Annotated in this window: 17 protein-coding genes; 14 read left to right on the top strand and 3 right to left on the bottom strand. The window is 34.2% G+C overall.

All coding sequences use genetic code 11. The features are described 5' to 3' along the window. Positions 1-347 precede the first annotated feature (347 nt). Positions 348-1379, bottom strand: a complete 1032-nt coding sequence (locus L1276_RS18730) for an AraC family transcriptional regulator (protein WP_253790515.1) — start codon at positions 1377-1379, stop codon at positions 348-350. 107 nt (positions 1380-1486) lie between these two features. Here L1276_RS18730 and L1276_RS18735 point away from each other — a divergent pair, with 107 nt between their 5' ends. The 3 genes from L1276_RS18735 to L1276_RS18745 all read left to right on the top strand — a co-directional run bounded on the left by L1276_RS18735 (position 1487) and on the right by L1276_RS18745 (position 6647). Further along, positions 1487-3880, top strand: a complete 2394-nt coding sequence (locus L1276_RS18735) for a TonB-dependent receptor (RefSeq protein ID WP_253790518.1) — start codon at positions 1487-1489, stop codon at positions 3878-3880. A 23-nt stretch (positions 3881-3903) separates the two neighbouring features. Continuing rightward, positions 3904-5142 carry a DUF4374 domain-containing protein gene (locus L1276_RS18740; RefSeq protein ID WP_253790520.1) on the top strand — a complete coding sequence of 413 codons (1239 nt, stop codon included), beginning with the start codon at positions 3904-3906 and terminating at the stop codon, positions 5140-5142. A 74-nt stretch (positions 5143-5216) separates the two neighbouring features. Then, positions 5217-6647, top strand: a complete 1431-nt coding sequence (locus tag L1276_RS18745) for a PepSY domain-containing protein (RefSeq protein ID WP_253790522.1) — start codon at positions 5217-5219, stop codon at positions 6645-6647. Between the two features lie 87 nt (positions 6648-6734). Here L1276_RS18745 and L1276_RS18750 read toward each other — a convergent pair whose 3' ends face one another. Then, positions 6735-7664 (bottom strand): alpha/beta hydrolase, encoded by a 930-nt coding sequence (locus L1276_RS18750; protein ID WP_253790524.1) that lies wholly within the window; start codon positions 7662-7664, stop codon positions 6735-6737. A 396-nt stretch (positions 7665-8060) separates the two neighbouring features. Between L1276_RS18750 and L1276_RS18755 the strand changes: the two genes are divergently transcribed. The 8 genes from L1276_RS18755 (at position 8061) to L1276_RS18790 (ending at position 17837) form a co-directional block, all read left to right on the top strand. Then, the gene (locus L1276_RS18755; RefSeq protein WP_253790526.1) at positions 8061-9530 is read left to right on the top strand and encodes an MFS transporter; all 1470 of its coding nucleotides are present in this window, start codon (positions 8061-8063) and stop codon (positions 9528-9530) included. 99 nt (positions 9531-9629) lie between these two features. After that, positions 9630-10469 (top strand): 5-dehydro-4-deoxy-D-glucuronate isomerase, encoded by an 840-nt coding sequence (gene kduI, locus L1276_RS18760; RefSeq protein WP_253790528.1) that lies wholly within the window; start codon positions 9630-9632, stop codon positions 10467-10469. A gap of 5 nt (positions 10470-10474) precedes the next feature. Then, positions 10475-11266, top strand: coding sequence for a gluconate 5-dehydrogenase (locus tag L1276_RS18765; protein ID WP_253790530.1), 792 nt, complete (start codon positions 10475-10477; stop codon positions 11264-11266). A gap of 24 nt (positions 11267-11290) precedes the next feature. Then, positions 11291-12694 (top strand): glucuronate isomerase, encoded by a 1404-nt coding sequence (gene uxaC, locus L1276_RS18770; RefSeq protein WP_253790532.1) that lies wholly within the window; start codon positions 11291-11293, stop codon positions 12692-12694. A gap of 115 nt (positions 12695-12809) precedes the next feature. After that, positions 12810-13832: a sugar kinase gene (locus tag L1276_RS18775; protein ID WP_253790534.1), complete on the top strand. Its 1023-nt coding sequence runs from the start codon at positions 12810-12812 to the stop codon at positions 13830-13832. 12 nt (positions 13833-13844) lie between these two features. After that, the gene (locus L1276_RS18780) at positions 13845-14513 is read left to right on the top strand and encodes a bifunctional 4-hydroxy-2-oxoglutarate aldolase/2-dehydro-3-deoxy-phosphogluconate aldolase (RefSeq protein ID WP_253790536.1); all 669 of its coding nucleotides are present in this window, start codon (positions 13845-13847) and stop codon (positions 14511-14513) included. Between the two features lie 219 nt (positions 14514-14732). Beyond that, positions 14733-16178, top strand: a complete 1446-nt coding sequence (locus tag L1276_RS18785) for a tagaturonate reductase (protein WP_253790538.1) — start codon at positions 14733-14735, stop codon at positions 16176-16178. A gap of 36 nt (positions 16179-16214) precedes the next feature. Beyond that, positions 16215-17837: a UxaA family hydrolase gene (locus tag L1276_RS18790; protein ID WP_253790540.1), complete on the top strand. Its 1623-nt coding sequence runs from the start codon at positions 16215-16217 to the stop codon at positions 17835-17837. Between the two features lie 221 nt (positions 17838-18058). Here the strand turns inward: L1276_RS18790 and L1276_RS18795 are convergent, their stop codons facing one another. After that, a complete protein-coding gene (locus tag L1276_RS18795; RefSeq protein ID WP_253790542.1) occupies positions 18059-19087 on the bottom strand; it encodes a LacI family DNA-binding transcriptional regulator in 1029 nt (342 codons plus the stop codon). A gap of 289 nt (positions 19088-19376) precedes the next feature. Here L1276_RS18795 and L1276_RS18800 point away from each other — a divergent pair, with 289 nt between their 5' ends. Genes L1276_RS18800 through L1276_RS18810 form a run of 3 tightly spaced genes read left to right on the top strand, consistent with a single transcriptional unit; the run spans position 19377 to position 25666 of the window. Then, complete coding sequence (locus tag L1276_RS18800; RefSeq protein WP_253790544.1) at positions 19377-20804, top strand: glycoside hydrolase family 28 protein; 1428 nt, start codon at positions 19377-19379, stop codon at positions 20802-20804. Between the two features lie 44 nt (positions 20805-20848). Next, positions 20849-23980: a TonB-dependent receptor gene (locus tag L1276_RS18805; protein ID WP_253790546.1), complete on the top strand. Its 3132-nt coding sequence runs from the start codon at positions 20849-20851 to the stop codon at positions 23978-23980. 12 nt (positions 23981-23992) lie between these two features. Next, on the top strand, positions 23993-25666 hold the full coding sequence (locus tag L1276_RS18810) for a RagB/SusD family nutrient uptake outer membrane protein (RefSeq protein ID WP_253790548.1): 1674 nt from the start codon (positions 23993-23995) through the stop codon (positions 25664-25666). Positions 25667-25730: the final 64 nt, after the last annotated feature.

The raw sequence follows: 25730 nt of genomic DNA on the forward strand, positions 1-25730 counted from the left end.
AATATTTATGTATAAAATAATTTAGTCCTAATAGCTATTGGGATAGCATCTTATATAAATTTTTCAAAAAACTTTAGCTGAATGTGGGAAACCGTATAGAAATTAAAAAAACTGCCATTAGATTTGCTGCATAGAAATCAGGGAATAATGTTTACCTTTTTATTTGTTCTCAAAAGGTTTCTGTGGTTAAAAATGTTTTTGGAGAGACGATTTTTAATTTTAAAATTGGACATATTCATTTGATCGTGGGTAACTTGTAGAAATTGTTATGATATAAGAATGTCTAAATTTTTTTATAGGTTTTTAGATTTGGTTATGAATTTAACTTTAATCTAAAAACCTTTTTTTTAGCCTAAAACCAAAAGCCCAATAAGCCAGAAATAAACAACCTCCCAGTTTCTTTTAAATTTTTGAGGCGAGGAGCCGTAGAAATTCTTAAATGCGGCCGAGAAATGAGAAATATCTTTGTACCCACATTTATATGCTACTTCACTTACTGTTGAGGCTTTGTCCTTAAATAATTCTTTAGCATATTCCATTCTTAATTTAATGATGAAGGTTTTTACAGTTGTTCCAAAACAGGCTTTAAAACCTTTTTTTAATTTAAATTCATTTAAGGAAATCATTCTTGAAAGCTCGGTCAGGCTTGGGGCGTGGACGTAATCTTTTTCCAGAATCAATTTTGCTTCCTGAAGTTTAGAATAATCCTCGTCGTCAATTTTATCTTTTAGTTTGGGTTCTGTAATAATAGCTTCGAGCTGATGTATTAAAAGTTCTTTGATTTTGGTTTCAATAAACATCTTTTTTAAAGCTCCTTTTCGGTTACAGTTTCTAATTTCAGATATTATCCATTGTATAGCAGGAGTAAAGGGAATATATTTTGAAGTTAAATAACCGGATTTTTTTAATAGTATGTTTTTAGAGAATTTTTCATGGACTTTCCAGTCTTCATTAATGATGTTATAATAAAATTCTTTTGAGAAAATAATCGCTAAATAATTGACTTGTTCAAATGCGGGTATCGTATAAGTAGCTTTAAATTTTGTTGTATAAAAAATATTATGGGTGCTTTCCTTAATGTATTTATCGGCTTCGAGCAGTTCAATATTGGTTTGGATGTTGCCTGAGTTTACAAAATCCATTACAACACATTCTTCATTAATTTCAAAAATATCTGTCTGCGATTTAGAAAGACATAATTGAGTATCAATAAGAACCATTCCATCAGTAGATAAAATGTGACTTTTTATTTCATCTGTTGCTTCCTTTTTTATGTCGATAATTTCTTCTGTAAGGATACTTTTTGGATCGTATTGGTCTTTAATTTCGATATTGATAATTGGTTTTTCATGGGCTGATAGTTTCGATTTGATCTTCAAAATATAATCCGTTTTTACAAAATAATAATCCGTTTTTCCCTAACTTTTTTAAAGCAGTTGAGAGTACTTTTGCGCCAAAGTTATTTATAATTAGTCTAATTAAAGATATGTCAACTCATAAAATTTTATTTTTTATTTTATTTTTCTGCTTTTCGTTCTTTGCAAAAGCGCAGCAAAATCAAGGCTTCACATTGTCTGGACAGGTTGTTGAAAAATCTGGTCAAACCATTCCTTTTGCAACAGTTATTGTAGAAAAAACTGACTTGAGCGTGATTTCGGATGAAGATGGGAAGTTTGTTTTTAAGAATGTTAAGCCTGGAAAGTATACTTTAAAAATTTCTGCAATTGGATTTGCAGGCCGTAGAAAACAAATAGAAGTATCAGGAAGTAATGTAAACATTCGAATTCAGTTAGATAATGAATTGCAGGAATTAGAAAACGTATCCGTAATTGGGCGTTCGACAGTTGACAAGGTCAATAAACAAGCTTATAACGTAACGGCAGTTGATGCAAAAAAACTGCATAATTCCACTTTAGATCTGGCACATGCCTTAGATAGGGTATCCGGGGTACGTTTTCGTGAAGCTGGAGGTGTAGGATCGCGATCAGAATTATCGATTAATGGGTTTTCTGGGAACCAAATTAAAATTTTTATTGACGGTGTACCAATGGATAATTTTGGGTCGTCTTTTCAAATCAATAATATTCCAATTAACCTGGCTGATCGTGTAGAGGTTTATAAAGGTGTTGTGCCTATTTGGCTGGGTGGAGACGCTTTGGGAGGAGCTGTTAATATCGTAACAAATAGCAAACCTCGAACTTATGTGGATGCTTCTTATTCCTTTGGATCATTTAACACGTTTAAAACAGCCATAAACGCAGGCTATACTTCAAAAAGTGGTTTTACCACAGAGATAAATGCATTTCAAAATTATTCTGATAATAATTATTGGGTAAATGTTGAAACTAATGATTTGGAAACCGGTAAATATTATCCAGAAACACGAGTACGAAGATTTCATGATAATTACCATAATGAAACAGTAATTTTTAATATTGGAATTACGGGTAAAAAATATGCCGATAAATTAATGATTGGTTTTACAGCCGGACAAAATAAGGCCGATATTCAAACTGGAGCCAGAATGGTAGCAGTATTTGGCGAAAGATATAGACGAGGAAATACTTTGATGCCTACTTTAAAATATCAAGTAAAAGATTTGTTTACAAAAGGGTTGAATGTAGATGTAACTGGAAATTTTAATTTTGGTTATGAGCAAACTGTAGATACCGTAAATAGACGATACAATTGGTTTGGGCAATATACACAAAATGCAGGTCCAGGTGGAGAAGCTGGTAGATCCCTGTATAAATTTAAAAACAATAATGGAATAGCCACTTTCAATGCGAACTATGCTATTGGCGAACGTCATTCGTTATTAATAAACAATACATTTAACACATTTGACCGTAAAGGAAGTGATGAACTTTATCCTGAGTCTGTAACTTACCAGCAGCCTGAAAAGCTGCAAAAGAATATTTTGGCAGCTGGCTACAAATTTGACTACAATCAAAAATGGAGCACCTCATTATTTGTGAAAAATTATACTTTAAAGACTACTCTAACTAGAAGTTATAATCCTTCTGGAAACTGGGGAGATGTTGCCTATATGGAGTTAAATGATAAGTCATCTTCTTTGGGTTACGGAGGAGCAAGCAGCTATTATTTAAAGCAAAATGTACAGCTTAAGGCTTCTTATGAAAAAACCTATAGATTACCTACATCGAATGAAATTTTTGGTGATCCCAATGATAATTTACAAGGAAATAATAATTTAAAACCAGAATCAAGTAACAATATTAATTTAGGTTTTAGTTATCAAACTAGTTTTAGTGACGTTAATGCGTTAACATTTGATGTAAATGGTATCTATCGTGATGCTGCTGATTTTATTCGTACTGAATTTAATAATAATCAGAACAAAACTGTAACTGTTAATCAAGGAAGTGTTAGAACAAAAGGTATTGATGGAGAGATTCGATACTCTTACAAAAAGCGATTTACATCTGGTATTAATATGACTTACCAAGATATACGCAATATGACCAAATATGAACCAGAGCAAAATTATGTTTCCTATTACTATAAAGACAGGGTACCCAATATCCCTTATTTGTTTAGTAATCTAGATGCAACAGTTTTTTTTAACGATGTATTTAAAAAAGGAAATAATTTATCTGTAGGTTATAATCTTCTTTATGTACATGCCTATTATTTGTACTGGCCAAGTAGAGGGGGTACGAGTGGTAAGCACGATATTCCTACACAGCTTAAGCATGATTTAAACTTGGTTTACACTATGGCTAATGGAAAATACAACGTCGCTTTAGAATGTCAAAACTTACTGGATAATGAACTTGTAGATAATTTTTCACTTCAAAAACCTAGTCGTGCTTTTTATCTAAAATTTAGATACTTCTTTAACAAGTCGAATAAATAATTTTAATATAAATTTTAATACTTATGAAAACAATTACCAAATTACCTTTACTGTTAGCAGCATTTGCTTTCACTTTTGCTTCATGTGAGAGTAACGATGAGCAAAATGAAGGAGCTAGTGGAGAAACAGGAAAATCAAAATATATAGTTACCGTTTCTACAGGAGCAACAGGAGTCGCGGATTATTTATTAACTGCCGATGACGTTTCAAAAGGATCAATTACCACAGCAGGAAATGGGTTAGAACAAGACGGTACTTATCGTTATTATTTATCAACGCAAAATAAATTTTTTAGTTTCCTTTACGGTCAGGGAAATCCAGGAGCTGTTACTACATATGGTTTGACTACGAATGGAGTTTTAACTAAGACTTCAAATTTCCAAGCTGAGACAGTCCAGGTTTTTGCACCAGTTAACAAAGATATTTTAATGGTAAAAGTACCTAGAAGCGGCGCTTCAATTTCTTATATGTATAAAGTTGATGCAGAACAATCTGTACTTACAGGAACAGTACAACAAGATACCAGGCTTTTAATTGGAAATAAAAATCCAGATTTAGCAGAAAGAGCGCATTTTACTTGGGCAACTCAGGTAGGAGATAAAGTATTTATGCCTTACATGAAAATTAATGGTATTGCTCCAGATACTTTTGGAACAAGACATGCTGATAGTACTTGGGTAGCTGTATATAGTTATCCAGATTTAAAATTAGAAAAAGTAATTAAAGATAATCGTACAAGTTACTTAGGAGCTTATTTTACTAATGGATTGTTTCAGGATGAAAAAGGAGATGCCTACGGATTTTCCGGAGCTATTGGAACAGCTAATGGTGTAGTTACTTCTACAAAACCTTCGGCTGTAGTTAAAATTGCTAAAGGAACCACAGAATTTGACAAATCTTATTTCTTTAATGTTCAGGAAAAATCAGGAGGTTATAAAATTTCTTCAACAAGTTATATCTCAAATGGTAAGTTCTTATTGTTAATGTACGGAACTGCTGGAACTAATTCTGGAACTGTTAAGTTAGCTGTAGCTGATGTATACAACCAAACTTTTAAATGGGTTACTGGTATGCCTTCTGTATTGTCAAATGCTACTACTCGTTATAATATTACAACAGAAGATGGAAATTCAGCTGTTCTTGGTGTAAATACACCTGATGGAAACTGGATTTACTCTATCAACGGTACAACTGCTGTTGCTGCACAAGGTATGAAAGTTGAAGGAGGTCAGATTACTGCAATTCAGAAACTAAAATACTAATATTTTTTTGCCGTAAGTCCTTATTTTAATGAGGACTTGCGGTTTTTTTATTTATCCTATTTATCTATCCAATTATGTTTTCTTCGTCAAAACCAAAACCCAATAATAAGAAAAAAAGTAAAAAATCGCTTTTCAAGCGTGTTATGGCCTGGCTGCATTTATGGCTTGGCTTAGCATCTGGAATCATTGTAGTTATTGTCAGCCTTACGGGCTGTATTTATGTTTTTGAGCATGAAATAAAAGATTTTATCGAAGACTGGCGTTTTGTAGAGCCTCAGGAAAAAGCTTTTTTATTACCCTCGCAGTTAGTTACAATTGCTGATAAAACCATGAAAGGCAATCATGCCACAAGTGTAACTTTTGGATCTAAAGACGAAGCTGCAATTGTGGGTTACTTTATTGAAAAAAAAGAAGATAAAGAAAAAGGTGGAAGAGAACATAAAAGAGGAGAAGGAAATCGTAAAAAAGAAACCGCTAAAAATGAAAGCGAAAAAGGAAAAACTGAATTAAAACCTCAGGGGAAAGATAAAGGTAAAGATAAGGAAGAAAAACCAAGAAAGAGAAGAAGCGGTGTTTTTACGAGCATTTATATGAATCCGTATACAGGAGAAATATTAAGTGTAAAATCTTTTTCAAGAGGAGATTCGCCGGATTTTTTCAGATGGATATTAAACGGACACCGCGCTTTGTGGCTTCCTTATGATATTGGAAGACCTATTGTAGGTGTTGCAATTTTAATCTTTGTTGTGCTTTTAATTTCAGGTATTGTGCTTTGGTGGCCAACCAAATGGATAAAATCAATAATCGATAAGAGTTTTAAAATTAAGTGGGATGCGAGCTTTAAACGTGTTAATTATGATTTTCATAATGTACTGGGTTTTTACAGCTGTATTTTTCTTTTCTTTATTGCCGTTACCGGTTTGGTTTGGAGTTTTGGCTGGTGGAGTAAATCGTTATACTGGGTTACATCTGGAGGAAAACCTTTAGTTGAAAACCGCGAATCGCCTAAATCTGATACAACAAATATTAAGACTTTTAATATTACTACCGCCGACAAAGTATTGCTTAAAATGCAAAAAGAAAATCCGCAGGCTTCGGGAATTTTAATTTCTATTCCATCTAAACCGGCAGATCCTATTGGAGCTTTCGTTTACAAACAAAAAAATACCTACTATAATATGGACAGGTATAATTTTGATCAGCAGAGTTTAAAAGAAATCTCAATTAAAACGCCTTTTTCAGGAAAATATATTGAGGCAAATATACCAGACAAAATCCGCAGAATGAATTATGATATTCACGTAGGAAGCGTACTGGGACTTACTGGAAAATTTATCGCTTTTTTTGCCAGTTTAATCTCTGCAACCTTACCCATTACGGGATTTATTATTTGGTGGGGAAAACAGAAATTTGGTAAAAAGAAACCGGCAGCAAAACCTAAAGTGGCGGCAAAAGCAGTTCCGGTTCCTAAAAAAAATAATGCAGAACAAGAAGTTACTGCTTAAGGAAAAATTAAAATTGGTTTTTAATTTCTTTTTTTGTTTTTTTTTTGATCAAAGGCAAAACTTACCCAGGTTTTGCCTTTTCTTTTTTTAGTTATAACCGTTTGTTTTCAGCCATTCTTCACAATCTCTGGTCCAGAATTTACTAGTGTCTTTTACACCTAAACCAAAACCGTGTCCTCCTTTTTCATATAAATGTAACTCCGCTGCAACTCCATTTTTTTTGAGGGCTAAATAATAGTTTATACTGTTTTCCGGCAGTACAACGGTATCATCTGTAGCGTGAATTAAAAAAGCGGGCGGTGTCTGGGCTGTAACTTTCTTCTCGTTTGAAAATGAATCTATTAAATCCTGAGATGGATTATTTCCTAATAAACTAGTTTGAGATCCTTTATGTGTTGTTTGATTTTCCATTGAAATAACCGGATATATTAAAAGAGAAAAATCAGGGCGGGCACTTACTCTATATGCCGATTCATAAACTTTATCATCATAATGTGTTGATGCTGTAGAGGCTAAATGTCCTCCGGCAGAAAATCCCATAATACCGATTTTGCTGGGATCAATATTCCATTTTGCTGCATTTTGTCTTACATAACGTATCGCTTCCTGCGCATCCTGAAGCGGGCCTACATTTTTATTCTTCATAATTAAATCACTCGGAAGTCTGTATTTCAATACAAATGCCGGAATCCCTAGACTGTTCAGCCATTGCGCTGCTTTTGTTCCTTCTTTATCAATGGCCAAATGCTGGTAGCCTCCACCCGGAAGAATAATAACTGCCGTTTGATTTGGTTTTGTTACAGCCGGAAAAAACGCTGTTAAAGTGGGTATTGTAACTAAACTGGTACTTTGCACCTTTCCATCTTTTATGGATTCTTTCTCTTTATATTCAGTTGATTTGATTTCGTCAGGAATTTTATTCCAAAGTGGAACAGCCTGATTTTGTGCATTCGAGTGAAATACTATTCCCGAAAAAAGCAGGACAGTCAATAAATAAAGGCTTTTTGTGTTTTTCAATTTTTATTATAATTAGTTGTATTACAGTAGTTTATTGGTTGTTTGTAACTTTTGTTTTAAAAACGGCAAGATAAGATAAAACTCTTTAAATACTATCTTGTTTCAGGACAATTTTACCCCTAAAAGCGGATAAATTTCGCCTATATCCTTTTAACATATATATTGTTTAATGTGTAATTTTGTGTTCTTTTTTTTACGCAATATATTAAATTTAATAGATAAAATAATTTTATATATAATTTATTTGGAATATAAAGATTAAAAACTATATTTGTGCAATCGATTACATTATTACGGTTTTATAAAATTAAAATATTGATTTTAATGTTTTTAAATAATGCGTAATGTGCAGGAGATTTTCCAAAAAAAAATATCTAACTATAATAACCCGTTACCATGAGTCAAACCGATGCTGTTACAGTAAATAAAAACGTCAAATCTGCAGGAAAATATCGTTGGAGTATATGCGCTCTGCTTTTTTTTGCAACAACCATTAATTATTTAGACAGACAAGTTCTTTCTTTAACTTGGAGTGATTTTATTGCGCCGGAATTTCATTGGACAAATAACGATTATGGAAATATAACGGCTTTATTCTCTATCTTTTATGCAGTTTCTTTACTATTCGCCGGAAGATTTGTAGACTGGCTTGATACTAAAAAAGGATTTCTTTGGGCAATTGGAATTTGGTCTGTGGGAGCTTGTTTGCATGCATTCTGCGGTATTGCCACTTCAGGAATTATTACTGGAGAATGGCTGGTAGGATTTCATGGTTCAAAAGAAATTATAAGTACAATAAACGATACGGCACTTGTAATTAACGTAAGTGTGGCTTTGTTTATTTTTGCTCGTTTTGTTTTGGCAGTTGGTGAGGCTGGAAACTTTCCTGCAGCAATCAAAACTACAGCAGAATATTTCCCTAAAAAAGACAGAGCATTTTCTACAAGTATATTTAACGCTGGTGCCACAGTGGGTGCATTGGCAGCTCCAATTACAATTCCGTTTATTGCCAAATCATTTGGATGGGAAATGTCTTTCATTATCATTGGAGCTTTAGGTTTTATCTGGATGGGATTCTGGGTTTTCATGTACGATAAACCAGAAAGACACCCAAGAGTAAGTGCAGAGGAATTAGCTTATATTCAGCAGGATGATATTGCAGACAGCAAATTAGAAGGTTATGTGCCGGAAACAACTTCAAAAGTTTCTTTTGTTGAATGCTTTAAATACAAACAAACATGGGCTTTTGCCTTTGGTAAATTTATGACAGACGGCGTTTGGTGGTTTTTCTTATTCTGGACTCCGGCTTATTTAAGCTCTGTTTACGGAATGGATTCTACAGAAGCGGCTTTACCATTGTTTGTTTTATACATGATTACATTATTGTCAATTATTGGCGGATGGCTTCCAACGTACTTTGTTGAAAAGAAAGGAATGAATCCATATGAAGGAAGAATGAGAGCCATGTTAATTTTTGCTTTCTTTCCATTGTTAGCCTTAATTGCGCAGCCTTTAGGGTATATTAGTTATTGGATTCCGGTAATTATCATCGGGATTGCAGGAGCGGCACACCAGTCCTGGTCAGCCAATATATTTACTACAGTAGGAGATATGTTTCCTAAAAAGGCTATTGCAACTATAACTGGAATTGGAGGTTTAGCAGGAGGAGTAGGGTCAACTTTAATTAACAAAGGATCAGGATTATTGTTTGATCATGCTAAAGAAACTGAAATGGTTTTTATGGGATTTAAAGGAATTGAAGCAGGATACTTTATAATTTTTTCAATTTGTGCTGTTTGTTATTTAACAGGATGGATTGTAATGAAATCTCTTGTTCCTAAATACAGCCCAATTACGAATTTGTAAAAGATAATTTGTCTAAATAGCATAATTTTTTCATTTCAATTATGCTATTTGAATATAAAAAATTAATTTTGTGCAATCGATTACATTAAAATAAAAATTATGACAAAATATAGTTCAAGATACGCGTCAAGCCCAGAAGCAGTTAAAAAATATGACACACAACAGTTAAGAGAAGAATTCTTAATTGATGATTTAATGCAGGAAGATGAAGTTGTGTTGGTTTATTCTCATTACGACAGATATATTGCTGGTTCTGCGGTTCCTGTAAAAGGTGATTTGGTTTTGGAAACAATCGATCCGCTTAAAGCACCTTATTTTTTAGAAAGAAGAGAATTAGGAATTATCAATGTAGGAGGAAGCGGTTCTGTTGTGGTTGAAGGAACAACTTATGAATTAGGATTTAAAGATGCACTATACATTGGAAGCGGTAATAAAGAAGTAATTTTTAAAAGTGCTGACAGCAGTAATCCAGCTAAATTTTATTTAAACTCTGCACCAGCTCATACTACTTACCCAACTAAAAAAGTAAGTTTAGCTGAAGCGAATAAATTACAGTTGGGCACAATGGAAACAGCTAATCACCGTACAGTAAACCAAATGATTATTGGAAGTGTGGTTACAACCTGCCAATTGCAAATGGGAATGACAGAATTAAAACCTGGAAGTGTTTGGAATACCATGCCTGCACACGTACACGATCGCAGAATGGAAGTTTATTTTTATTTAGATATTCCAGAAAACCAAGCAGTTTGTCACTTTATGGGACAGCCTCAGGAAACAAGACATATCTGGATGAACAATCATCAGGCAGTAATTTCTCCGCCTTGGTCAATTCACTCAGGTTCAGGAACCAGCAACTATACTTTTATCTGGGGAATGGCTGGTGAAAACTTAGATTACGGAGATATGGATGTTTGTAAAATCACAGACTTAAGATAAGAAACATGACAAATTTATTTGATATAAAAGGAAAAGTTGCCTTAATCACAGGAAGTACACACGGATTGGGAATGGCAATGGCAAAAGGATTAGGTCAGGCGGGAGCCACAATTGTGGTGAATGGAAATTCTTCTCAGCAAAAAATTGACGATGCTGTTGCAGCGCTTAAAGCTGAAGGAATTAATGCTGTAGGTTACAAATTTAATGTAACCGAAGAGCAGGAAGTAAAGGCAGCTGTTGCGAAAATTGAAAGTGAAGTAGGAGCAATCGATATCTTGATCAACAATGCGGGAATTATTAAAAGAATTCCGCTGCTTGAAATGGAAGTTGAAGATTTTAGAGAAGTTATTGATATTGATTTAGTAAGTCCGTTTATTGTTTCTAAACATGTTGCCAAAGGAATGATTGATAGAAGACAAGGAAAAATAATCAACATTTGCTCTATGATGAGCGAGTTAGGCCGTAATACAGTTTCGGCTTACGCAGCTGCAAAAGGCGGTTTAAAAATGCTGACGAAAAATATGGCAACAGAATGGGCAAAATACAATGTTCAGATCAACGGAATTGGTCCGGGATATTTTGCTACAGAACAAACAAAACCTATTAGAGTTGACGGACATCCGTTTAACGATTTTATCATAAGCAGAACTCCTGCTGCAAAATGGGGAGATCCAAGTGATTTAGCCGGAGCTGCAATATTTTTATCATCCAAAGCGAGTGATTTTGTAAACGGACACATTTTATATGTTGACGGCGGAATCTTAGCTACAATTGGAAAACCTTCAAACGAAGAATAATTCTCAAATTATATTTAAAAAGACATGAGCGCAAATACATTCATACACGACAATTTTTTATTAGAAAATAAATACGCTGAAGAGTTATATCATAATTACTCTAAAAACCAGCCAATTATTGATTACCATAATCACTTAAATCCGCAGTTTATTGCAGAGGATAAGATTTTTGATAACATTACGAATGTATGGATCAACGGCGATCATTACAAATGGCGCGCAATGCGTACATTAGGAATTAATGAGCAGTTTGTTACAGGAAACGGTTCAGATAAAGATAAATTCTTAAACTGGGCAAAAACAGTTCCGTACACAATGCGTAATCCTTTGTATCACTGGACGCATTTAGAATTAGCTCGTTATTTTGATATTTATGATCTTTTGAATGAAAAATCGGCTGAGAAAATTTATATCGAAACTACTGAGAAAATTAATTCTCAGGCGTACAGCACGCAGAATCTTCTTAAAAAAGTAAAAGCTGAATTAGTTTGTACTACAGAAGATCCAATTGATTCATTAGAGTTTCATCAGAAATTCGCGAACAATTCGGTTGGAATTAAAATGAGTACGGCTTTCAGACCTGATAAAGCCATCTTAATTGCTAATGATGGTTATAATGCATATCTGGACACATTAGGGGATGTGTCCGGAGTTGCAATTAATACTTTTGCTGATTTACAAACGGCATTAAGAAACAGAATTGAATTCTTTAATGCAAACGGATGTAAATTAAGTGATCACGGTTTAGATCAAATTTATTTTGAAGAATTTACAGAATCTGAAATCAGTTCAATCTTCAAAAAGAAAAGAGAAAACAGAATCATAACGCCAGAAGAAGCTTTAAAATTCCAAAGTGCTGTTTTAGTATTCCTATCTGAAACATATCATGAATTTGGATGGGTGCAGCAATTTCACTTAGGTGCATTGCGTAATAATAATGCTCGTATGCACAGAATTTTAGGTCCTGATACAGGATGGGATTCTATTGGAGATTATCCTCAGGCTCAAAAATTGTCAAGCTTTTTAAATGCTTTAGACAGCAAAGACAAATTGACAAAAACAATTATCTATAACTTAAATCCGGCTGATAACGAAGTTATGGCTACTATGATTGGGAACTTCAACGACGGAAGTGTTCGCGGAAAAGTACAATTTGGTTCTGGATGGTGGTTTTTAGATCAAAAAGACGGAATGACAAAGCAGTTAAATGCGCTTTCAAATATGGGATTAATCAGCTGTTTTGTTGGAATGCTGACAGATTCTAGAAGTTTCTTATCATTCCCAAGACACGAATATTTCAGACGTATTTTATGTAATCTTTTAGGAGACGAAATCAAACGTGGTGAATTGCCAAATGATATGGAATGGATCGGAAAATTAGTTTCTGATATTTCATACAACAATGCTAAAGAATATTTTAAGTTTTAAATAATAAATTAACCGCAATCCCGATAGCTATCGGGAGCAAAGATTTACGCAAGGCCCGCTAAGTTTTCTTAATCCTTATAATCTTTGAAATCTGTGGCAAAAAAATAAATAAATAATGAGTAGAGTAGTTGCATTTGGAGAAATCATGCTTCGTTTATCGACAGAAAGACATTTACGTTTTTCGCAGTCTACAGCATTTGGTGCTACATACGGAGGCGGTGAATTCAATGTATGTGTTTCCTTGGCGAATTACGGTGTAAATGCTGAATTTGTTACAAGATTGCCTCAAAACGAAATAGGTTTATCGGCATTGAAAGAAATGCGAAAAATGAACGTTGAATCTAAAAACATTGTTTATGGAGGAGATCGTTTAGGAATCTATTTTCTGGAAACCGGAGCCGGAACACGCGGCAGTAATGTTGTTTACGATCGTGCGCACAGTGCCATGGCAACTATTGAAAAAGGCATGGTAGACTGGGAAAAAGTTTTAGCAGGTGCTGAATGGTTTCATTGGAGCGGTATTACGCCGGCTATTTCTCAAAGTGCTGCAGAAGCTTGTTTAGAAGCTATTAAAGTGGCTCATAAGCTTGGGATTAAAATTTCATGCGACTTAAATTACAGATCAAAATTATGGCAGTATGGTAAAACGCCAAGTGAGGTTATGCCGGAAATGCTGCAATACAGCAATGTTATTTTAGGTGATATTGATACAGCCTATTTTATGTTAGGAATTCCAAAAGTGAATCCGAATTATCAGGATGAAAAATCACTTCCGGTTTTATATGAAAAATTATTTCAATTAATTCCTAATTTAAAAGTGGCAGCAACGACACTTCGTTATTCCGTAAGTGCATCTCACCAGAGAATTGGCGGTGTTTTGTTTGACGGGAAAGCAATTTATCAGGCAGCAGTAAAAGAAGTAACTCCTGTTGTAGACAGAGTAGGAAGCGGAGACGCCTTTATGGGAGGATTAATTTACGGACTGTTAGAATATCAAAATAATAACCAGAGAGCTTTAGATTTTGCCGTTGCAGCTTGTTGTTTAAAACATACTATTGCAGGCGATTACAATCTGGTTACTTTAAAAGAAGTTGAAAATATGATTGATGGTGATGGTTCTGCATTAGTATCAAGATAATTAATTATAGATATGGCAAAATATTCAAGAATAGAGGTTGCGCAGACAATGAAAGATAACGGAATGGTGCCGTTGTTTTTTCATTCGGATATTGAATTAAGCAAGAAAGTTTTAAAAGCTTGTTACGACGGAGGTTCAAGATTGATGGAATTTACAAGCCGAGGCGATTTTGCACATGAAGTTTTTGGAGCTTTAAATAAATACGCTTTAGCAGAACTTCCGGGTATGATTTTAGGAGTTGGTTCTATCACAGATGCAGCTTCGGCCTCATTGTATATGAGTTTAGGTGCAAATTTTATTGTAACTCCTGTATTTAGAGAAGATATCGCAATTGCCTGCAATCGCAGAAAAGTGTTATGGTCACCAGGATGCGGCACGCTTAGTGAAATTGCCAGAGCAGAAGAATTAGGATGTGAAATTGTAAAATTATTTCCAGCCGATACGTATGGTCCGGAATTTATTAAAGCCATAAAAGGACCTTGCCCGTGGACAAACATTATGCCTACTGGTGGAGTTTATCCAACTGTTGAAAGTTTGAGCTCATGGTTAAATGCAGGAGCAACCTGTGTTGGTTTAGGTTCGCAATTGATATCAAAAGACATATTAGAAAATAAAGACTTTGATGGTTTAAGTGCAAGAGTCAGCGAGGTTCTTGACATCATAAAAAATATAAGAAAATAGATTAAGGGGTAATCATGCCAACTCCTTATTTTATAAGTTTTTTTTAGATTTTTAGAGATTGTAATAGAGCATTACGCTTGAAAAATTCAGCCAGCCATTCCTCACAGCCAGCTTTGTTTTATTCAATCGGGTGTAATGTTTCTTTTACAATTTAAAAGGCATAAATGAAGAGATAAGGTTTATAAATGGTTATTTATAACGCATTAAAGAAAGTTTAAAATGAAAAAATTAAATAGAATAAATACAGGATTAGAAAAGTTACAGCCAATTAAGGTAGTTCAGTTTGGAGAAGGTAACTTTTTAAGAGCCTTTGTTGATTATGCTTTTGATAAACTAAATAAAGAAGTTGATTTTAATGCCGGTATTGCAGTAATTCAGCCTTTGAAAGACGGTATGGTAAATATGATTAATGATCAGGACGGTCTTTATACCTTGTTTATGAACGGAATTAAAAAAGGTGAAAAGATACAAGATATTGTCTTAATTAATAACATTGTAAAAACTATAAACCCATATACTGAATTTGCAAATTATTTGGCTTTAGCCAAAGAAGAAGAACTTCAGTTTATTGTTTCTAATACTACAGAAGCTGGAATTGAATTTATTGAAAGTGATACTCCAGACATGCAGCCACCAGTGTCATTTCCTGCAAAATTGACGGTTTTATTATATGAAAGATTTAAGCATTTTAATGGAGATGCTGCTAAAGGAGTTACAATAATTCCTTGTGAATTAATTGATTATAACTCTGAGACCCTTAAAAAATATATTTTACAATATGTTGATCTATGGAAATTAGAAGATGCATTTAAAACTTGGGTATCAGATGCTTGTACGTATCATAGTACTTTGGTTGACAGAATTGTTCCTGGATATCCAAGAGCTGAAATTGAAGAATACAATAATAAATTAGATTATGAGGACAATTTAATTGTTGCGGCAGAACCTTTTTTCCTTTGGGCTATTGAAGGTGGAGAGGATCTAAAAGCAAAATTGCCTTTTCACAAAACAGATTTGAATGTAAAAATCGTTGATGATATACGTCCTTTTAAAATGATTAAAGTTCGTATTTTAAACGGTGCGCATACGGCAATGGTTCCTTTTTCACTTTTGCATGGTAATAAATTAGTAATGGAAACTGTTAACGGAGATTTTACCGGAAAATTTGTAAATAGCGTTATTGGTGAAATTAGTGAAACTCTTGATATGGACAAAAATGAAATTACGGCCTATTCTGAGGAAGTAATGGACCGATTTAAAAATCCATTTATCAAACATGCACTTGCCGATATTGCCTTAAATTCTGTATCGAAATTCAAAGTAAGAGTTTTACCTAGTTTATTAGGATATTATAAGGCTAACAAAAAATTGCCTGTTAATTTGACTTTTTCATTAGCAAGTTTAATTCGTTTCTACAAAGGAACTTGGAATGGTCAAAGTTTGCCGGTTAAAGATGGTGAAGATATTGTTTCATTCTTTGATGGTTTATGGAAATCTGATGATTATGAAAAAATAGCAAGACTTACTTTGCAGAATAAAAGCTTCTGGGATGAAGATTTAACTGAAATTCCTTCATTAACAAAAGCGATTACAATTGCTCTTGAAGAAATTGATGCAAATGGTATTGAAGTTGGTTTTGCCAAGTTTCAAGAAAGAATAAAATAGAAAAAAGATAAAAAAAACAAAGAACAAGCATTAATTATGGCAACGCAGAAAAAATTAATAAAAGTTCACCCAACCGATAATGTTGCGGTTGCTTTGGTGAATCTTACAGCAGGCGAAGTAATTGATTTTGAGGGAGAATCAGTTGTAGTTGAGTCTGATGTAAAAATGAAACATAAGATTGCAATGGTTCCTTTTAATGTAGGAGACAGAATCATTATGTACGGAGTTTTAGTAGGTAAAGCAAGTGCAAGAATTGAAAGAGGAGGTTTGCTTTCTACTGCAAATGTAAAACACGAAAGCGATAAAGTTACTGGTAAAACAGAAACGATTGGCTGGAATGCTCCAAATATTGACAAATGGAAAGACAGAACTTGGCAGGGCTATCATAGAGAAGACGGACAAGTGGGAACTGAAAATGTTTGGTTGTTTTTTCCGTTGGTATTTTGTGAAAACAGAAACATCGAAATCTTAAAAGATATTTTTGAGAAAGAATTGATGAAACCAAAAGAAAATGATTATCAGTTATTGTTACGTTCTTTGGTAAAGTCAGAAACAGGAGGAGCAGGAAATGAAGCGGCTTCAAATGATGCTAATTTATTCAACAATATTCAGGTAAAATTCATCACGCATCAAGGTGGTTGCGGCGGAATTCGTCAAGATTCTCATAGTCTGGCTAAATTATTAGCGGGTTATGTAAACAATCCAAACGTTGCCGGAGCTACAGTTTTGAGTTTAGGATGTCAGAATCTACAAATTCAGATTTTCAAAGATGCTTTAGATGCGATTAATCCAGACAGTAAAAAGCCAGTTTTGATCTACGATCAGCAGGCTATTGGAACGATCGAAACGATGTTGAGCAGTGTTGTAAAAGATACTTTTGAAGCGATTAAAAAAGCAAATGAAATAAAAAGAGAACCAGCTCCATTATCTAAATTAAGAATTGGTTTAGAATGTGGTGGATCAGACGGATTCTCTGGAATTTCTGCAAACCCTACTTTAGGAGTAACTTCAGATTTATTGGCTGCTTTAGGCGGTACTACAATCCTTTCTGAATTTCCTGAATTATGCGGTGTTGAGCAGGAATTAGTAAACAGATGTGTTGAAGACGAAAGCGGAAAACGTTTCTTAGACTTAATGCAGTGGTATGAAAAAACAGTTGTTGATGCTGGTTCAGGATTTGATATGAATCCGTCTCCGGGTAACATTAAAGACGGTTTGATTACCGATGCAATGAAATCGGCAGGAGCTGCTAAAAAAGGTGGAACTTCGCCAATTACAGGAGTATTTGATTACGGTGAATATATTTCTAAGCCAGGTTTAACATTACTTTGTACGCCAGGAAACGACGTTGAATGTACAACAGCAATGGTTGGTTCTGGTGCTAATATGGTATTGTTTACAACAGGTTTAGGAACTCCGACAGGAAATCCAATTGCTCCGGTTGTGAAAATTTCATCAAATACGCAATTAGCAAATAAAATGTCGGATATTATTGATATTGACACTGGAGGAATTATCACTGGTGAAAAATCAATTGATGAAATGGCAGATGAAATGTTAGAGTTTATTATTGATGTTGCAAGTGGAACAATTAAAACCAAAGCAGCACTTTTAAATCAAAATGATTTCATTCCCTGGAAAAGAGGAGTTTCTTTATAATAAGAGATTTAACAAATATATCCAAGAGAGACGCACAGAAGTGCGTCTTTTTTTTATTATATAGTATTAAGCTACTAAAGAGAAAATGGTAAAAAGATAGATAAAAAAAACATTAAGTTATTAGGTTTTATTAAGCACAATACTTTATTTGCTTAATATCTCTTAATGAAAAAAAAATAAGCTCATTATTAAATGAGCTTATTTTTTATATGGTAAATATATTAAAAGTTGGTTCTCGAAGACGATTTACGGATATGTAATTCCGGGGCCAAAACCACCTTTTTTTCTATTTTAATAGTATCTGTTTTATCGACTTGTTCTAGGAAAACGCGCGCTGCCATTTTTCCCATTTCAAGTGGTGACTGATCTACAGAAGTAATCGATAATTCCATAAATTTGGTAAAAGGCTCGTTACTAAAACCGGCAACACAAAACTCATTAGGAATACTGATATTTCTTTCCTTTAATTCCTGAATAGCTCCTAAAGCGGCAAAGTCACTTGACGAAAATATTGCGTCAGGCGGTATTTCTAGCTGCAAAAGTTTGTCAACCGCTTCTTTTCCGGCATCGACCATACTTTTAACTGGTACGACATATTCTTCATTAAAATCAATTCCGTGATCTAAAAGAGCTTGTTTGTAGCCTAAAAACCTGTTTTTAAAAATTTCCAGAGACTGATCTCCGGAAAAATGCGCAATATATCTGCATCCTTCATTAATTAAATGTTTGGTGGTTAAATAACCGCCTCGAAAGTCATTAATAGTTACAGAGCTTACGCCGTCAATATGTTTGCTTCTGTCAAAAAAGATCAACGGAACATTCTTTTTTAATACATTATTAAAGGCATCATCATTTTCGCTGGTTACATCTGTAACCGACATCAAAATGCCATCAACCTGAGCATCAATTAAAGTATATAGGTTTTCGTTTTCTCTTTGTTTGCTTTCATGAGTCTGGCAGATAATTACCTGATAACCGTGAGGCTGTAATTCTTCTTCAATGCCACGAATAACCGAAGCAAAAAAGTTGCTGTCGATACGCGGTACAATCACTCCAATATTATTACTTCGGCCGCTTTTTAATGCTAAAGCAAGTTTATTCTGCTTATAGTTCATTGAGGCGGCAGTTTTAATAACCAACTCACGAGTGCTTTCTTTTATTTTCGGGTTGTTATTCAACGCTCTGGAAACAGTAGCTGCAGTGATATTTAATTTTTCGGCAATATCATAAATGGTTACTTTTTCGCTCATTAAAAAGGGTTTTACAAGTTAAATTCTATGACAAAAATACGTTTTTTTTAATAATCTAATGCGTAATGTTATCGATTACCATATCAATTTACTACAACGTTTTATATTCTACAATGATAATAAATTATAATATTTTTTGCATTAAATGTAATTATAATTCTTAATAAAAATTAAAAATACAATTTATTTCTAAATAAATTTGGTTCGTTGGAACATATTTTCTAATTTCGTGTAATCGATTACATAATTGTTGATGTTTTCGCCTTGTTAAATTATAAATTCCACCCAAATGATTATAGATAAGGTTATAGCGTTTAAATCAGTTGTTTTTTTTAGTATAACAGTCATTTTGACTACATCATGCTCAAAAAAAATTACTGCCGTTTCAGAATCTGATCCTTGGAAAAGAATGGAATTAACCATAAAAAACCTGCCAAAAACTAATTTTCAAAATAAAACGTACAATATTGATGATTATGGGGCTGTTGCAGATGGCAAAACTTTAAACACTGCTGCATTCGAAAAAGCAATTCAAAACTGCACTGAAAATGGAGGGGGAAAAGTTTTGGTTCCGAATGGGAAATACTTAACAGGAGCCATTCATTTAGAAAATAATGTAAACCTGCATTTAGAAGATAATGCTGAAATTTTGTTCAGCTTAAATCCAAAAGATTATCCAATCGTTCATACTTCTTGGGAAGGAACGGAATTGATGAATTATTCACCGCTTATTTATGCTAAGAATAAAACCAATGTGGCCATAACCGGAAAAGGCACTTTAAATGGTCAGGCAGACAGTACAAACTGGTGGATTTGGTCTGGAGGAAAAGGATACGGCTGGAAAAAAGGAATTCCATCTCAAAATGATCCGGCAAACAGAGAAGTTCTGGTTGATATGGCCGAAAAAGGAATTCCGGTTGAACAAAGAATTTTTGGAGACGGAAGATATCTGCGTCCTAATTTTATTGAGTTTTTTGAATGTAATACGGTTTTGGTAAAAGATATTACGGTTATCAATTCTCCTTTTTGGATTTTGCATCCTATAAAAACCAACAATATGGTTATTGACGGAGTAACAGTAAACAGCCACGGACCAAATAATGACGGCTGCGATCCTGAATATTCTCAAAACATTGTAATAAAAAACTGCACATTCAATACCGGAGATGATTGTATTGCTATAAAAGCGGGACGCGATGCTGATGGAAGAAGAGTTGCGATTCCGAGTAAAAATATTATAGTACAAAACTGTAAAATGATTGATGGTCATGGCGGTGTTGTTATTGGAAGCGAAATATCTGCGGGAGTAAATAATGTTTTTGTAGAAAACTGTGTAATGGACAGTCCGAATCTGGATCGTGCCATTAGAATTAAAACCAATTCAAAAAGAGGCGGAATCATCGAAGATGTATATGTAAGAAACCTTGAAGTAGGAACGGTAAAAGAATGTGTGTTGAAACTGAATATGTTTTATAATGTTTACGGGTCACAAACGGGAAACTTTATACCAGTAATCAGAAACATAAATCTTGAAAATGTAAACGTAAAAAATGGAGGCAAATACAGCGTTTGGGCTGAAGGTTACAAAGAATCACCTGTAGAAAATATTACGCTTAAAAATGTAAAAATCCAAAAAGTAGACTCCATCTATTTATTGAAAAATGTAAAGAATATCAATTTTATAAATACCTACATAAATGAAAAAAAAGTAGAATGACTAAACACTAATAACTATTAACCAAAAAACCACTTAACAAAATTATGAACATTAAAAAACAATTAAAGAAAAAAATAAAATACAATCTAGTATTTTTATTTTTCCTGAATTTCCTGGTGAGCCATACAGTGAGTGCTCAATCTGCCACAATAGAAGGGAAAATCACTGATGCCGCCGGATTATCACTGCCAGGTGTAAATATCCAGGAAAAAGGAACCAAAAACGGAACTTCTACAGATTTTGAGGGAAGTTTTAAAATAAATGTAACCAGTAACAAAGCTGTTTTAATTATCAGCTATTTAGGTTTTCAAACGCAGGAAGTAAGCGTTGCCGGAAAAACTAAAATAAACGTAAGCCTTGCAGAACAATCGAATTCTTTAAATGAAGTTGTTGTTGTGGGATACGGTTCTGTAAAGAAAACAGACCTTACAGGATCTGTCAGTACAATCAATGCTGCAACAATTACAGAAAGAAACACAACTAATGCTTTAGAAGCTATTCAGGGAAGTACACCGGGAGTTCAGATTTCATCTTCTTCTGGGCGTGCAGGTGATGGATTTAAAGTTGTAATTAGAGGAAATAACTCTTTAATTGCTGATTCAAGTAATCCAAGCATGGTAGGTTCTTCGCCATTATATGTTGTAGATGGTGTTCCTATGGATGGAATTGATTTCTTGAATCCGCAGGATATTGCCAGAATGGATGTTTTAAAAGATGCATCTTCAGCGGCAATTTATGGGTCCAGAGGATCAAATGGAGTTATCATTGTAACTACAAAAAGCGGTACGAGCGCAAAAGCAGGTATCAGCGTAACTTTTGATACTTCGTACGGAAATAAATCTGCGGCAAGATTACCAAAAATGATGTCAGGAGAAGAGTGGTGGAAATTTCATCAGGTTGCTTATATGAGTGCTACGCCTTCAACTCAAACTCCTGCACAATTAGCAGCCTTAGCAGGAAACCAAAGTCCATTATTAGTATCTCGTGCAAACAACGGTTATAATTTTGACTGGTATGATGCAGTACTGAAATCAGGAATGACTGAAAATAACTACTTAAACATTTCGGGCCGTTCAGATTCAGGTATGAGTTATAACTTAGGTTTTGGTATTCAAAGCGACAGAGGTCTTATCGATAATGATTCAACAGATAAATATTCTTTCAAATTAGGATTAAACCATAAAATTAATGATAAGTTTACGACTGGAGTAAATGTTACAATTGCAAGATTAGACAATCAATTAGGTAGTGATTTAGCAATGCAGGATGCTTTTAGACTAAGTCCTTTAATGTCTCCTTGGGCGGTTGATGCACAAGGTAATGAGCTGGTTGGAACGCAGTTTTTTCTTCCGGGTAAGTTAACTTATCCTGATGGTTCATGGGCTATTAATAAAACATCAACTGTTAATCCTTTAATGGAGATTGCCAACTCTTCTCAAACAGAAAAAACATGGCAGACAGTTGGTAATGCATTTTTCCAGTACCAAGCTTTAAAATGGCTTTCGTTCAAAACAACATTTTCAGCGGGAATCATGGATACAAAAGGTTCAAAGGCTTACACAGCGCAAACAAACGCTGGTGTAACACTAAACGGAAAAAATTCTGCAACTCTTGAAAATTCAAACAACTTTAATTATACCTGGGATAACCAAATTGATTTAAAACATACTTTTAATGATGTACACGATTTTAGTTTGTTATTATTACAGAGTTTGTACTCGAATGAAGATGAATTTTCTTCTTTGTATTCTAACAATCAGCCTTTTGATGTAGGATCAGACAATATGGGATCTGGTGTGCAAACGAGTTATGTAGTAAAATCTTCTTTTGCAAAAAATACTTTAAACTCTTATGCAGTTCGTTTAAACTATGCATTTAAGGACAAATATTTAGTTACAGCTTCTACAAGATGGGATGGTTCTTCTGTTTTATCTCAAGGAAATAAATGGCAGAGTTTCCCTTCTGTAGCATTAGGATGGAAAATCAGCAAAGAATCTTTCTTAGCAAATAGTTCAGTAGTTTCAGATTTAAAACTGCGTGCCAGTTTAGGTTACACAGGAAATGATAATGTGGCACCTTACACTTCTCAGGCATTATTAAACCAGCAGACTTTTTATGCTGCAGGTGCAAATGTTGTTTCAGGATGGCAGTCAGAAAACTTAGCTAATCCGGATTTAACTTGGGAAAAAACAAGAGAATACAACTTAGGTCTTGATTTTGGATTCTTAAAAAACAGAATTTCAGGTAGTGTAGATGTTTACGACAGATTATCAGATGATTTAATTTACAAACAACAGTTACCTGCAGAATCAGGATGGAAAAATACATTTGCGAATGTGGGTTCTGTAAGCAATAAAGGAGTTGAAGTTTTATTGACTACAAAAAATATTAAAACTGAAAAAGTAAATTGGGAAACGACTTTTACATTTACTAAAAACGTAAATAAATTAGAATCAATTTACAATCAGGATAAAGTAAGTGATATTGGTAATAAACTGATTCTTGGTGCGCCGTTAAACCCTAATTACAATTATGTGTATGATGGAGTTTGGCAGGAAAGCGAAGCGGCTCAGGCAGCATCTTACGGAATGGCTCCGGGACAGGCAAGACCAAAAGACTTAAACGGAGATGGTAAATTTAATCAGGATGACAGAACGGTAATTGGTAATCCAAATCCAGAGTGGCAGGGAAGTTTATATTCAAAATTAACTGTTGGTCAGTTTGATTTTAATTTCTCAGTTATCACTAGTCAGGGGCAGACTGTTTTGAGTACTTTTCACCAAAACTTTGCCGATGTAAGCGATAGAGGGCGTCAGAAATTAGCAATGGATTATTTTATTCCAACTAATGGTACAGGAATTGAGGCAAATGCTAACAATACAAACCCAAGACCAGGACCTGTAGCAACAGGGGCAGGAGCTTATTGGACTTCTTTATTTGGGTATTACAGAGATGCTTCTTATGTGAAAATCAAAAATATATCTTTAGGATACACATTGGATTCTGAATTATTGAAAAAATTAAAAATCAGTAATTTAAGAGTTTATGTGAATGTTTTAGACCCATTTGTATTTACAGATTTTGATGGATACGATCCGGAATGGGCAGGTTCGCCTTTTGGTGTAAACCGTCCGGCATCTGTAACTACGCAATTGGGATTAAGTGTTAAATTTTAATAAAGATATCAAATGAAAAAAATAATAATAATGTTAGGAATAATTGCTGTATCGGTAAGTTCATGCAGTGATTATATTGAAGAAGACAGCCGTTCGTTTGTACCTGCTGATGCAACGTATAAAACTGCATCTGGATTTCAGTTATTAGTAAATACAAACTATGCATGGCTAAAAAGCATTTATGGAGGAAATCCGTGGCTTTTTGAAGCTGGAACAGATATGTACGCAGAGGGAAGATCACCGGAACCTGCAGGTTTAAGTCAGTATACACTTTTAATACCTTCATCAGATAATGTGGCCGATTTGTATACACCATGTTATCAGTTAATTCAGTCGGTAAATAAAACTATTTACTATTCAACTATAACGGATCAGACTTCAATTTTAAATGCACAGGTAGGTGAAGCCAGATATTTAAGAGCACAAGCTTACTTTTTGTTAGTGCAGACTTATGGAGGTGTTCCTGTTGTAAATGAACACATTATAACACCGGTTTTATCTTTCACAAGAAATACAGCCGAAGAAGTATACACACAAATTATCAGCGATTTAGATTTCGCTTTAGCTAATGTTGGAACTGCAGCGTATAGTACAGCAGGAAAAGTAAACAAAAGAGCCGTTAATGATTTATTAGCAAAAGTGTACTTAACGAAAGGATATGAAAGTTTTGGCAAAGCCGATGATTTTTCTAAAGCCGCCGCTTATGCTGATGCTGCGATTGCAGGACAGACTTTAGCAATTGCTTTTGACCAGTTATTTAAACCTGGAAACGATTTAAATGCCGAAACGATTTTTTCTGTGCAATATGACAAAGCTTCAACAAGTACAGATCCAACGAAATTAGGAAACAATCAGTTTTACTATTTTAGTTCATACTTAGGAGGAGCTGAAACTGGAGCTCCGTTAAGAAGTTACAATTTATGTCCTACAGATTATGCTTTAGGTTTATATGAAAAAGGAGATAAAAGATGGGATGCTACTTTTATGACAGAAATTGTTGAAGGACCTGAGACAACAAATGGAGTTACAAAAACTATTTTGTATTATCCATATTATAGAAGTTCAAACCCGGCTTCATTAAAAGTAAGACACTTTTACGAGCCAAAATGGTTTACTCCAGCAGACAGATTAACTTGGGAAACAGCAAATGCTTCTAGAAAAGCAGCAACGTTTGTGTATCATCCTTGGGGAGAATATTCTGCAGCACATACTTTAATTAAAAATTTAGACTGTTATACTATTCCGGTTAAGAAATTTGACGATCCGGATCCAACTACACCTTCTAGCACGGGACCTGTTAGTACAAGAGATATTATCGTATCAAGGTTAGGTGAAACTTATTTAATTGCTGCCGAAGCGTATTTAAAAGCTGGCGTGCCTTCAACTGGTTTAGATCGTTTAAACGAAGTTAGAAGAAGAGCCGGTGTAGCAAATGCAACACTTGGAGAATTCAACATCGATTATATTTTAGATGAAAGAGGAAGAGAATTATTAGGCGAATACAAAAGATGGTTTGACTTAAAACGTACCGGAACTTTAGTTGCAAGAGCTTCTGCTCATAATTATAAAATTAAAGCGGCCAATTTTGTTGGTATAGACGGTCAGCTTAAAATTTTAAGACCAATCCCGCAAACGGTATTGGACTTAAACCAAAATAAAAGTTTTCCTCAAAATCTTGGTTATTAGTAATTTGATAGTTTTTTGAGACTATTTGTTTTTTTGAAGTAGTTAAAAAGGAGTCTGGGCAAAG

The organism is Flavobacterium sp. HSC-32F16, assembly GCF_024171645.1.
GTDB lineage: Bacteria > Bacteroidota > Bacteroidia > Flavobacteriales > Flavobacteriaceae > Flavobacterium.